This window comes from Bacillus sp. AR8-1, from assembly GCF_008042345.1.
GTDB lineage: Bacteria > Bacillota > Bacilli > Bacillales > Bacillaceae_G > Bacillus_A > Bacillus_A cereus.
In genome coordinates, this window is record NZ_QNUB01000018.1 from 205,234 (window position 1) to 218,526 (window position 13,293).

The following is a 13,293-nucleotide window of genomic DNA, read 5'->3' on the forward strand; positions in this document are numbered from 1 at the left end:
TTATTATGTTTACAGTTGAATTACTTGTCTTCTTTTACTTCTTCAAACTCAGCGTCAACTACATTGTCTTTCTTCGTGCCAGCGTCTTGTGCACCTTGCGCACCTTCTGCTTGACCAGCAGCTGCTTGAGCTTGCTCGTATAATTTAACAGTTAATTGTTGTACGATTTCTTGTAAAGCATCTTTTTTCGCACGAATTTCTTCAAGCTCGTTTTTCTCAATTGCAGCTTGTAATGCTTCTTTCGCTTCTGTTGCTTTTGCAACTTCAGCTGCATCTACTTTACCTTCTAAATCTTTTACAACTTTGTCTGTTTGGAATACAAGTTGGTCAGCTTCGTTACGAAGTTCAACTTCTTCCTTACGTTTTTGGTCAGCGTCAGCATTTGCTTCCGCTTCTTGTACCATACGTTCTACTTCTTCATCAGAAAGACCTGAAGAAGATTGGATTGTAATAGCTTGCTCTTTGCTTGTTCCTAAGTCTTTCGCACGTACGTTAACGATACCGTTCGCATCAATATCGAATGTTACTTCGATTTGTGGAATACCACGTGGTGCTGGTGGAAGGTCAGTTAATTGGAAACGACCTAACGTTTTGTTGTCAGCTGACATTGGACGCTCACCTTGTAATACGTGAATGTCTACTGCTGGTTGATTATCAGCAGCTGTCGAGAATACTTGTGACTTACTTGTTGGAATTGTAGTGTTACGCTCGATTAATTTCGTGAACACGCCACCCATAGTTTCAATACCTAAAGAAAGTGGAGTTACGTCTAATAATAGAACGCCTTCTACATCACCAGTAAGTACGCCACCTTGAACTGCAGCACCTAATGCTACAACTTCATCAGGGTTTACACCTTTATATGGCTCTTTACCAGTTTCACGTTTAATAGCTTCTTGTACAGCTGGGATACGAGTAGATCCACCAACAAGAATAACTTTATCTAATTCGCTTGGAGCAAAACCAGCGTCTTTTAATGCACGACGAGTTGGCTCTAATGTTCTTTCAACAAGACCTGCTGAAAGCTCTTCGAATTTCGCTCTTGTTAACGTTAATTCTAAGTGTAATGGACCAGCAGCTCCAGCACTAATGAATGGTAATGAAATTTGAGTTTGTGTTACACCAGAAAGATCTTTTTTCGCTTTTTCAGCTGCATCTTTCAAGCGTTGAAGCGCCATTTTATCTTGGCTTAAATCAATGTTATTTTCTTTTTTGAACTCAGCTACTAAGTGATCGATGATAACTTGGTCAAAGTCATCGCCACCAAGACGGTTGTCACCAGCAGTTGAAATAACTTCGAATGTGCCGTCTGCTAACTCAAGGATAGATACGTCAAATGTACCGCCACCTAAGTCATATACTAAGATTTTTTGTTCTTCGTCTTGTTTTTCTAAACCGTAAGCAAGTGCTGCTGCTGTTGGCTCGTTAATGATACGCTCAACTTCTAAACCAGCGATACGACCAGCATCTTTCGTTGCTTGACGCTCTGCATCGTTGAAGTATGCAGGTACTGTAATAACAGCTTTCGTTACTGTTTCACCTAAGTATGCTTCAGCAGAAGCTTTTAAGTTTTGTAAAATGATTGCAGAAATTTCTTGAGGTGTATAATCTTTACCTTCAACTTCTACTTTGTAGTCTGTACCCATATGACGTTTAACAGACATGATTGTATTTGGGTTTGTAATTGCTTGGCGCTTTGCAACTTCCCCAACTTGACGTTCTTCATTTTTGAAAGCTACAACAGAAGGTGTTGTACGGTTTCCTTCTGGATTTGGGATAACCTTTGGTTCTCCACCTTCCATAACAGCTACACAAGAGTTTGTTGTACCTAAGTCAATACCGATAATTTTACTCATGGCGAATCCTCCTAGTTTTATGTAAATTATTGATTTACTTTTACCATTGATGGGCGAATCACACGGTCTTTTAATTTATAACCTTTTTGGAATTCTTCCACAACCGCGTTTGATTCAAATTCACTATCTTCCACTTGCATAATAGCTTGGTGTTCATTAGGATCAAACTGTTTACCAACAGCTTCAATCACTTCCACACCTTCTTTAGTCAGCGCTTCTAACAATTGACGATGCACCATTTCCATACCTTGTAACAAGGATTTCGTTTGCTCATCAGTGGCTTCCACTTGCATTGCTCTTTCAAAATTATCAAGAGCTGGCAAGATGTCTGAAACTAGACTTTGTGCTCTATATTTTTCAGCAGCCTGTTTATCCATTTGGACACGGCGCTTATAATTTTCAAAATCAGCTTGTAGACGTAATGTGCGACCTTCCGTTTCCGTTAGTTTCGCTTGTAACTCATCTACTTTTTCTTGTAAAAGAGCAGCCTCACTTTTTTCTTCTACAGTTTCTTCACTGTTTTCTGGCGTGACAGCTTCTTCAACTTGCGCTTCTTTTACTTCTTCTACCACTTGTTCGTTACGCTCTTCCACAATATTCACCTCCTTAAAAGGTATTAGGTATCATGCATAGCATGATTACCTAAGCATTATATATTACACACAGCAATGAAAATTTCATCACTTGAGCGAATGTATTACTCTCATTTACTTTTTAAGTCCATCAGTAAATTGTCTCGTAAATAACTGTAACAAACTAATTACACGAGAATATTGCATTCTCGTAGGACCTAAAATAGCAATTGTTCCAAGTTGCTCTTCGCCGATCGAATATGTTGCAGAAATTAAACTGCAATCCTCCATAGCCGTCGAAGTGTTTTCCCTACCAATTTTCACTTGAATCCCGACTTGTTTATGACGCAAAATGTCATAAAATTCGGCTTCATTATCAATCATGGTAAGCAAAGATCTAACCTTTTGAATGTCATGGAACTCTGGCTGCGAAAGCATATTTGCTTTTCCTCCAAAGTATATCTTTTCCGATAACGGAACTTGAAATGTACCATCTAACATTTTTATTGCACTATCGTAATTATGAACATACCCACGTAAAACTGTAACAATTTCCTTAAAGATTTTATTATGAAGTTCTTCCATCGGTACGCCAGATAGCTTTTCATTTAAAACATTAACCATTTTTTCTAAATCTGATAAATCAACAGATTCCGGAACGGTAATCGTTTTACTTTGTACATGCCCTGTATCAGTTACAATAATAGCGACTGCAGTTTGACGATCAAGCGGCACAATTTGTACATTTTTAAGTTTATTTGTACTTAACTTCGGTCCAAGAACAATGGCCGTATAATTCGTAAGTTCTGATAAAATTTGAGCAGATTGCTGTGCAATTTTTTCCGCTTCAAAAATTCTTTCAGCAAATAAATCTTTAATTTGTACAATTTCAGCGTTCGGTAAGTTTTGCGGCGCTAAAAGATGGTCTACATAAAATCGGTAGCCTTTCTCAGAAGGAACACGTCCAGAAGAACTGTGCGTTTTTTCAATAAAACCTAATTCTTCTAAGTCCGCCATTTCATTTCGAATAGTAGCTGAACTAAATGTAATTTCATCTTTTTTAGCCAACGTTCTAGACCCAACAGGCTGCGCTGATCCAATAAAGTCATCAATAATTGTTTGTAAAATTAAGAGCTGACGTTCCGTAAGCATCTCATCATCACCTCTGTTAGCACTCTTTGTCTTTGAGTGCTAAATCTATTAATAACTTACCAAAATTGACATTCAATTGTCAACGGAAACGTCACGAAATAATGAAACTTTTTCACGCCTATGGAACATTTAATTAGTCAATCAAAAATGATTGGAATACTTCATTCCCTAATAATTTTCCTTTTCGCGTTAAACGCACATGTCCATTTTCCTCTTCAAGTAATCCTTGTTCTTGATTGCTTTGTAACTGCTTCGCGAAAACTTGATCCATCTCCACATTAAATTTATTGCGGAATGCCGTTTTAGAAACACCTTTTGTTTTTCGAAGTCCTAAGAACAGTTCTTCTTCCATTCTTTCTTTCTCCGTCACCTTATGAACATCTAAATACGGAAATCCTGTTTCATCAATTTTATTAAAATATTGCTTCAGCGGACCTACATTTTGAATACGTTCCCCATTCACATAACTATGAGCTCCAGCTCCAAAGCCATAATACTCTTCATTATTCCAGTATGTGAGATTATGTCTACTTTTATTGTCACCTTTTGAGAAATTACTAATTTCATACTGGTTATAACCGTGTTTCTCCATTTCATCCATTACCATTTCATACATTTTAGCTTCATGGTCTTCACCCGGAAGACGCAATTTCCCTTTATTCATTAAGTTATAAAACACCGTTTTAGGTTCCACAATTAATGAATATGCCGAGAAATGTTGTACACCAAGCGTAAAAGCAATGTCTAATGTTTCCTTCACATCTTCTATCGTTTGTCCTGGCAAAGCATAAATAATATCTACATTAATATTTTTAAAGCCTACTTCCTGAGCTTCTCGAATCGCTAGGAATGCATCTTCCCTCGTATGCTTGCGCCCGATTTTCTCAAGCAGTTCATCACGGAACGTTTGCACACCAAAACTAATTCGATTCACTCCACCTTCTAGTAGTACATTCAACTTCTCTTTCGGTAGATCTCCTGGATTCGCTTCAAATGTCAATTCACAATTCGGAGCAAACGGACGCAAATGACGATTAATAATCTCGAGTAATTTTTTTGTCTGTTCCATATTTAACGCTGTCGGAGTTCCACCGCCCACAAAAATCGTTTTCATACTATCAAACGGAACTTTTTGAACCGTATTTATTATTTCCTTCTCTAAATAATCTAAATATTGATCAACCGGTTGGCGTTCAATAAACACTTTATTAAAATCACAATAGTGACAAATGTGCTGACAAAACGGAATATGAATATATGCAGCTTGTACCAAATATAACTCCTACCTTTCTAAAAAGAAAACCTCCGCACTCCGGAGGATTCTCTACTTCTCTAACGTATTACGAATTTGTTCCATTCGCATTTTTCCCCAATCATACATCATTTCAACGATCGGTAAAAGTGACATGCCTAGTTCCGTCATATAATACTCAACACGAGGAGGAATTTCGGGATATACTGTTCGATCAACAATCCCATCTTCCATTAACTCTTTTAATTGGTTCGACAAAACTTTATGAGAAATGCTTGGGAATAACCGTTGTAATTCACTAAAACGATGAGGCCCTTCCACACCAAGATGCCACAGTATCACAACTTTCCACTTTCCACTAATAATAGAAAGCGTCAATTCCTTTTCACAATTAAAATTGCCATTTTGTATTTTATCTTGAATATCTTTTCGAATATTTTCGGACATTAACAATCTCCTAACTCTATATGAACTAAAAAGCTCTCTCATTATTGTAAATGAGAGCTGCTCAGATGTCTAAAAAGTAATTATACAGAAAAAAGAAGCCGCACAAACGACTTCTTTTTTATTTCAAATATTAGTTGTCATCCATTTTCAGTACAGCCATGAATGCCTCTTGTGGCACTTCTACAGAACCAACAGACTTCATACGTTTTTTACCTTCTTTTTGCTTATCAAGAAGTTTACGCTTACGAGAAATGTCACCGCCGTAACATTTTGCAAGTACGTTTTTACGCATCGCCTTAATTGTAGAACGTGCTACAACTTTATTTCCGATAGTCGCCTGAATTGGTACTTCGAACTGTTGTCTCGGAATTAATTCTTTTAATTTCTCTACAATTACTTTACCACGGTCATACGCTGAATCACGGTGTACGATAAATGATAAAGCATCCACTTGTTCATTATTTAAAAGAATATCCATTTTCACAAGTTTAGATGGTTTATAACCAATTAACTCGTAGTCAAATGATGCATACCCTTTCGTATTTGATTTCAATTGATCGAAGAAGTCATATACGATTTCTGATAACGGGATTTCATATGTTAATGTAACACGCGTTTCATCTAAATATTGCATATCAATAAACGTTCCACGTTTACCTTGGCAAATTTCCATTACAGCTCCAACATAGTCATTCGGAACCATAATTGAAGCCTTCACAAACGGCTCTTCTACACGATCGATAGACTGTGGATCTGGCATATTAGATGGATTATCAACAATAACATCTTCACCGTTTGTTAAATAAACTTTATAAATAACGCTTGGCGCTGTTGTAATTAAGTCAATCTTAAATTCACGTTCAATACGTTCTTGAATGATTTCCATGTGAAGAAGTCCTAAGAATCCACAACGGAAACCAAATCCTAACGCTTGAGATGTTTCTGGTTCAAACTCAAGAGCAGAATCGTTTAACTCTAATTTTTCTAACGCATCACGTAAATCGTTATAACGAGCAGAATCAATTGGATACAGCCCACAGAATACCATCGGGTTTAATTTACGGTAACCTGGTAACGCCTCTGCAGCTGGACGTTTCGCATGTGTAATCGTATCACCAACACGTGTATCACCTACGTTTTTAATAGATGCTGCTAAGAAACCTACATCACCTACTGTTAACTCGTCACGTTGCGTAGTTTTCGGTGTAAATACACCTACTTCTGTTACTTCAAATTCTTTACCCGTTGCCATCATACGTACTTTATCGCCAACTTTTACCGTTCCATTTACAACACGGATATAAGCAATTACACCACGGTACGGATCATATAAAGAGTCGAAAATCATACATTGTAACGGCTCTTCTGAATCACCTGCCGGAGCTGGTACTTTTTCAACAATTTGTTCTAAAATTTCTTCAATACCAATTCCAGCTTTCGCAGAAGCAAGTACCGCTTCTGATGCATCTAAACCAATTACATCTTCTACCTCTTGACGTACACGTTCTGGATCCGCACTTGGTAAGTCGATTTTATTGATAACTGGTAAAATTTCTAAGTTGTTATCGAGCGCTAAGTATACGTTCGCTAACGTTTGAGCTTCAATACCTTGCGCTGCATCTACTACAAGAATCGCGCCTTCACAAGCCGCTAAACTACGAGATACTTCGTACGTAAAGTCGACGTGTCCTGGTGTATCAATTAAATGAAGAATATACTCTTCACCATCTTTTGCTTTATAGTTTAATTGAACTGCGTTTAATTTGATTGTAATACCACGCTCACGCTCTAAATCCATAGAGTCAAGCAACTGAGCTTTCATTTCGCGTTGTGTTAACGCATTTGTTTTCTCTAAAATACGGTCTGCTAACGTTGATTTTCCGTGGTCAATATGAGCAATAATAGAGAAATTACGAATTTTGGACTGTCTTTTTGCTCTTTCTTCTTTGTTCATCTATGTTCTCAACTCCTAATAGTCTCGCCAATATACACTAGCACTGATTATATCAATAGAGCAACAAAGATTCAATGAAAACTCGTGCTGCTTACGATACAAATCATTCTATCTATATCTTATGCGAATAAACCATAAGAGACAAACCCTTTTCAAATTTTAAAACGGTTGTCTTACAAATCAGTAAAACAACCATCTCCCATGCTACTCTTAGCTAAAAATCCCCTTTATTTTCCCAACAACTATATCCGTTCCGAACTTCGTCATTTCATAAGCTACACTTGCTACCGCCATCCCAATTCCTTCTACAACATTAAAACTTCTTAAACGTTCTAATTGTTGTTGTTTTTCTGAAGCTGAAAACGAACTACCCAAAATTTCTGATTCAGCACCTGTACTCTCTGTCCCTGTCATATGAGCTATTTGTTCATACGACAATTGCCGATAACCTTTCATACTTTTCAAACCATGATTAGCAAGTGACACTCCTGCTATCATCATAAGTAAACATAAAGCCACACTACATATACACAAAAGCGCAAAACGACTCAAACTATTATCATCTTTCTCCCTCAATGTGTATACGCTCCCGTATTATCTTGATCAATTTGATGATGCAGCGCTGCATTTAAACCACTCGCTATTACATTCGCCATATCCTCAATAAAAGTATCTACTTCTTTTGGGGTCACCATTAAGTTATGACCAAGAGGCGATAGCACTTCATAAATCAACCTTCTTTTTTCTTCTTCTTCTAACGTACCAACAGCACCTAAAAACATATTTCGGCTCTTTTCATCTGGCATATCTTCTTCTGTTAATTTTTTCTTTTCTCCAAATGAAAATCCCGCTGGTAACAAAGATCTTGAAGGTTTGTTTCCTTCTTTCATCTCTCGACCAAAATGTTTCAAAATAAAATCAATCGTATCACTTGTAATCGAAACGGCATCGACCACAGTCGGAACACCAATTGCGATAACAGGGATACCTAATGTCTCGTTACTTAGTTCCTTACGTTTATTCCCAACCCCTGATCCAGGATGGATTCCAGTATCAGAAATTTGTATCGTGCTATTTACTCGTTCAATAGAACGGGCAGCTAATGCGTCAATCGCAATTACAAAGTCTGGATTTGTCTTCTCAATAATCCCATAAATAACATCGCTCGTTTCGATGCCTGTAATCCCCATTACCCCCGGCCGAATTGCACTAACAGGCCTGAATCCTTCTTCTACACTTTCAGGCTGCAATTGAAACAAATGTCTCGTTACTAATACATTTTCTACAACTATTGGCCCAAGAGCATCCGGTGTTACATTCCAATTCCCAAGGCCTACAATTAAACAGCTCGCTTCTTTGGTAACACCAACCTCTTCTAAGAAATAAGAAAATTCTTTTGCAAAAATACGCTCCACTTTTTGTTGAAGTTCTGTATCTTGCTGACGTATACCTTGTACTTCAAGCGTTAAATAATTTCCAGGTTTTTTACCCATCGCTTCAGAGGCAGCTTCATCAATTGTTACTTTTGTAATTATAGTACCTTCTTCTTCCCTCTCTTTTACAATTACCCCCTGTATCCCTTTTTGTTCTTCTTGGCTTTCTTGCAACATTTGATGAGCTTCTACAGCAAGGTCAGTTCTAACGCTATATTTACTTAAATCCAATGGTTCTTTCATCGTATCTCCTCCGTAATTCATAGTAAATATCGTTAGATTTCCCAAAGTTATATAAGGTCATTCTTTCCTTTACGTGAAATTTCATGGATATACTATTGCAATTCTCTTCACCGTTTGATAGAATATCACTTGTTCTATGTAAGAATCGAGTCATTCGATTGCACCAGGGAGGTGAAAAGTATGGCAAACATCAAATCTGCTATCAAACGCGCTAAACTTAGCGAAGAGCGTCGTGCACATAACGCTTCTATCAAGTCTGACATGCGTTCTGCTGTTAAAACTGTAGAAGCTTTAGTTACTAATAACGATCTTGAAAATGCTAAAGAAGCTTTCAAAACTGCTTCTAAAAAACTTGACAAAGCAGCTCGTAAAGGTCTTATCCACCAAAACGCTGCATCTCGTCAAAAATCTCGCTTAGCGAAACAAGTAAACGCGTAAGGCGTTTAAAAAACGATCCATTTGGATCGTTTTTTTATATACAAAAAAAGTTCATGCACTAGGTACATGAACTTTTTTTGTGTCATCACATATGATTTAATCGCATTAAGAAAAACTCGAGCACAAGTTTCTTATCCATCTTTCCCGTCTTCATACTATAATCAGCTTCTGCTAATTCTATAATCACTTTTTTTAATTCTTCAAAAGAGAAAAATTTCGTTTGATTCATCGCCAATTTTACACGATACGGATGTACACCAATATGAGATGCAATTTGATTTTGCCCATAACCACGTTGCTGTAACTCTTTCACTTGATACAACAAACGGAATTGACTCACTAATAACGCAAGCAATTTAATCGGCTCTTCCTGCTGCGTAAATAATCCATCCAAAATTTGCATTGCACCTGCAATATCTTTTTTCACCACTTTTTCTGTCAAAGCAAATACATTTTGCTCAACTGATTTTGGCACAAGCTCTGCAACAAGTTTCGTCGTAATCTCTCCGCCCATACCAACGTATAACGTTAACTTGTCCATTTCCTTCGCCAACATCGTTACATTACTTCCCACAAGCTCTAGCAACAAACTAACAGCCGCGTTATCAATGTGCACATGCACTTCATCTGCACGAGCAATAATCCACTTCTGAACATCCTGCACTTGCATCGCATTCGCTTCTACTACATCTGCTGTTTTCTTTAATAGTTTTGTAATTTTTTTTCGCTCATCAAGTTTTTCGTAAGGCGCAACAAAAACAAGAATAGAAAATGGAGAAGGTTCACCAATGTATTCTTCTAAAATTTTTATATTTTGCTCTAACTTTTCTTTTTGCGAAGTCAGAAATAGCGGTGATTTTATTAACAGTACTTTCCGTTCTCCAAAGAAAGGAAGCGTACGCGCATCCTCAACCACATCTTCTAAATATGCTTCTTCCAAATCGTATGTCACAACATTAAACTCTCGATCTTCTTCTTCTTCAAGTGCTTCTGTCGTAATAAGCTTTATCGTTTCATTTATAAAAAAAGCTTCCGTTCCATATAGTAAATATAACGAAGCAAACTGTTTCTTTTTAATTTTTTTATGTATATCACTCATACTTTTTCCTACTCCCTAACTTGGCAATATATATTTATACTAATGCCCTAGCTTTTGTTTTACAAGTACAAAGGAACAGGCTTTATAACCCGTCCCTTTATTTATATTAAACGCCACGCAATAAGCCCCGGGTTTCTTATTGGTGTGCGGTAATCACCTTCCCTTTATTATTCACAATAAAAATTCGAGTATAAGTGCCAACTGTTAACATGCTTGGAAACAAAAAACTCACGTTACTTCATGATCTAAAAGTAGCAAAAAAGCTCATTTTCTCTTCATATGGAAATTGTAGATTTTTTTCTGACAATATTTTATACTAAAGTGGAATGTTGGGGAGGGATTCTAAATGAATGATTTTGAACAAAACGTTCAAAGTAAACGCAATGACGCTATTGATTCAGGGGTAGGATTTATCGTCTCATTTGGTTTTTTCGCAACACTTTTCATCATTGCAACTGTTATTAAATTTATCGGTTCTTAAAGGCTGCCACTTCATGGCAGTCTTCTCTTTTTCACCTATTATATGTCTTATCGTATGTGATTTTACTTTGAAAGGTTCCATTTTCCCCTTTAAAAACATAGGAAATAGCACCTTGCTTGTCCGTGCGCCATATCACACTCCCCATCTTCTCCAAACGCTCTATCACTTCTTTATGTGGGTGTCCATATCTATTCTGCTTACCAACAGATATAATCGCTACACGGGGCTGTATAACGTTCAAAAAAGACTCTATAGATGACGTGTTACTTCCATGATGAGCAACTTTTAAAACATCTACTCGCAAATCTGGATACGCAGATACTAAAAACTGCTCTCCTTCTTCTTCTAAATCGCCTGTAAATAGCCACGTCAATCCTCCAAATTTTGCCCATATTACAATTGAAGCATTATTTTCACTTTTTTCTTTTCCTTTTGGAGCTAAAACGAAAAATTCAGCTTCATTTACACTCCAACTTTCCCCTTCCCCCACTTCAGTTATTTTCATTTCCTTTTCTAATGCCTGTTTCTTTACTACTTTTTCTAATACTGCATCTTTTCCCTTCCGGCCAAACACAACTTCTTTTACAGGTATATATGATAATAATTCTTGCGCAGCACCTATATGATCTGCATCTCCATGCGTTACGATTAATTTATTAATTGTTTTAATACCTTCTTTTTGTAAATAGGGTATTAAAACATCATTTCCAACAGAAAATTCATGCTTTTTTTGTTGCCACTCTTCCTTATTGACACGAAGCGTTCCACCTGTATCAATAAGATAAACCCCTTTATCATACGGAAGGCGAATTAATATTGCATCACCTTGTCCAACATCAATAAATGTTACACTTCCACTTCCTCTAAAATATGGATATACATAATGACACGTGCTAATAAAAAGAAATATACTCACAACTATACAAACCATTTTTTTCGGCGCTCTCCTTTCCCAAACCATCAATATACTGACAATACTCGCGCAATATACAGCTACAAGATTGAAGGACGTTTTCCCGAAAATAAGCTGGTTAAATGGTAAACTTTCACAATAACTTAGAAAAACATTAGACATACTCAAGCCTATTGATAACACATCCGCAAATCCTTTTGCGAGAAACGGGACAATTGGCATACACAGTAAAATAATAATGCTACATGGTAATACAATGATAGATAAAAACGGAACGTATAAAAGATTGAGGAAAATGCTATATGGAGAAAAATAACCAAAGTGATATAACAAAATCGGAGTACTAACGAGCTGTGAAATGATAGAAATATAAATAGAATTTCGGATTACTCCGTTGCTACTCACTAACAATAACGGAGCAGACAAAAGTAAAGCGAAGCTACCTACAAAAGAAAACTGAAATCCAATATTAAAAACAAGATAAGGGTCATATATAAGCATACATATAGCTGTTACACTTAAAGCATCTAAACTAGATAAACGAATCGAGCACATAAAAGCAATCAACGTCAAAACTCCTGTTATAGAAGCCCTTATAACAGAGGGTGACGCCCCTGCTAAAACCATATACAAAGGAATACAAATGATAAGGCAAATTGTTGCTACCTCCCTCGTCGCACCACTTCTTAGCAAAATAAAATATACTATCACCATTAACAATACAATGTGCGAACCTGAAATTGCTAACAAATGTACAAGACCAAACTGTTGATATTGCTCTTCCACTTCAAACGTCATTTGTTGTCTATCACCAAATAGTAACGCATTCATAAAAGCACCTGATTGCTCTGGAAACATCTCTGTAACTTTCGAGATTACTTGTTGCCTCAAAAGGAGAATCCGTTGCATGAGCGACAGTGATGTTTTATAGCATTCAGAAATATATGTAGCCTCAAATGTGAAATGAATATGTTGCTTGTATAAATAATCACGGTAATTAAAACCATGAAAATTCCGAGCTGTTTGCGGTTCTTTCCTCTCACCCTCGAATACACATGATATCCCTGCGTATAATTGCTGCATTTTTTCCTTTTCCAAGGCTGATTTTATTCTATAACTTAACTGCACTATATTTTTATTGTGATCTTCAAACTGAAAAGATAGGCGATCCCCATTAACAAGCGGTGTATTTTGTATAACCCCTCTTGTAACTCCATAGGGCTCTCCTAGAGACTTATTCCACCCTTGAACATAGGAAGTGTATATAACGCCACTAAAGCACGCTACAATGCAAAAAAAGAAGGTTTTACGCGAAGTGCGATATAAACAGAAGAAAACATTTAAAAAGAGGCAAAAAACTATCAATAAAAGTGACGAGGAAAAGGCAATTGCAATCCCTATTATAAACGAGATTGCAACATAACCCCATTGTTCCTGCAACTTATACTCACTC

General features: G+C 36.9%; 12 protein-coding genes. 2 read left to right on the plus strand and 10 right to left on the minus strand.

Going from position 1 to position 13,293, the window contains the following annotated elements:
- Positions 1–20: 20 nt before the first annotated feature.
- From dnaK to gpr, 8 genes are all read right to left on the minus strand, one after another.
- Positions 21–1,856 carry a chaperone protein DnaK gene (dnaK, locus tag DN400_RS14460; RefSeq protein ID WP_000034701.1) on the minus strand — a complete coding sequence of 612 codons (1,836 nt, stop codon included), beginning with the start codon at positions 1,854–1,856 and terminating at the stop codon, positions 21–23.
- Positions 1,857–1,882: 26 nt separating this feature from the next.
- Entirely contained in the window at positions 1,883–2,449 is a 567-nt protein-coding gene (grpE, locus tag DN400_RS14465) for a nucleotide exchange factor GrpE (protein ID WP_000392711.1), read from the minus strand.
- 114 nt (positions 2,450–2,563) lie between these two features.
- Positions 2,564–3,580, minus strand: coding sequence for a heat-inducible transcriptional repressor HrcA (gene hrcA, locus DN400_RS14470; RefSeq protein WP_000954942.1), 1,017 nt, complete (start codon positions 3,578–3,580; stop codon positions 2,564–2,566).
- Between the two features lie 133 nt (positions 3,581–3,713).
- Positions 3,714–4,853, minus strand: coding sequence for a radical SAM family heme chaperone HemW (gene hemW, locus DN400_RS14475; protein WP_000249436.1), 1,140 nt, complete (start codon positions 4,851–4,853; stop codon positions 3,714–3,716).
- Positions 4,854–4,904: 51 nt separating this feature from the next.
- Positions 4,905–5,279 (minus strand): winged helix-turn-helix transcriptional regulator, encoded by a 375-nt coding sequence (locus DN400_RS14480; RefSeq protein WP_001293539.1) that lies wholly within the window; start codon positions 5,277–5,279, stop codon positions 4,905–4,907.
- A gap of 130 nt (positions 5,280–5,409) precedes the next feature.
- Positions 5,410–7,233, minus strand: a complete 1,824-nt coding sequence (gene lepA / locus DN400_RS14485) for an elongation factor 4 (protein ID WP_001030948.1) — start codon at positions 7,231–7,233, stop codon at positions 5,410–5,412.
- Positions 7,234–7,443: 210 nt separating this feature from the next.
- Positions 7,444–7,809 (minus strand): YqxA family protein, encoded by a 366-nt coding sequence (locus DN400_RS14490; RefSeq protein ID WP_001207094.1) that lies wholly within the window; start codon positions 7,807–7,809, stop codon positions 7,444–7,446.
- Positions 7,806–8,909, minus strand: a complete 1,104-nt coding sequence (gene gpr, locus DN400_RS14495) for a GPR endopeptidase (protein ID WP_000662646.1) — start codon at positions 8,907–8,909, stop codon at positions 7,806–7,808. The genes DN400_RS14490 and gpr overlap by 4 nt, the downstream gene beginning before the upstream one ends.
- A 180-nt stretch (positions 8,910–9,089) precedes the next feature.
- Here gpr and rpsT point away from each other — a divergent pair, with 180 nt between their 5' ends.
- The gene (gene rpsT / locus DN400_RS14500) at positions 9,090–9,347 is read left to right on the plus strand and encodes a 30S ribosomal protein S20 (RefSeq protein ID WP_001274012.1); all 258 of its coding nucleotides are present in this window, start codon (positions 9,090–9,092) and stop codon (positions 9,345–9,347) included.
- 85 nt (positions 9,348–9,432) lie between these two features.
- Here the strand turns inward: rpsT and holA are convergent, their stop codons facing one another.
- Entirely contained in the window at positions 9,433–10,446 is a 1,014-nt protein-coding gene (gene holA / locus DN400_RS14505; protein WP_147801724.1) for a DNA polymerase III subunit delta, read from the minus strand.
- A 346-nt stretch (positions 10,447–10,792) separates the two neighbouring features.
- Between holA and DN400_RS14510 the strand changes: the two genes are divergently transcribed.
- Positions 10,793–10,927 carry a YqzM family protein gene (locus DN400_RS14510; protein WP_000997609.1) on the plus strand — a complete coding sequence of 45 codons (135 nt, stop codon included), beginning with the start codon at positions 10,793–10,795 and terminating at the stop codon, positions 10,925–10,927.
- A gap of 31 nt (positions 10,928–10,958) precedes the next feature.
- Here DN400_RS14510 and DN400_RS14515 read toward each other — a convergent pair whose 3' ends face one another.
- Positions 10,959–13,280, minus strand: coding sequence for a DNA internalization-related competence protein ComEC/Rec2 (locus tag DN400_RS14515; RefSeq protein ID WP_016512315.1), 2,322 nt, complete (start codon positions 13,278–13,280; stop codon positions 10,959–10,961).
- Positions 13,281–13,293 lie beyond the last annotated feature (13 nt).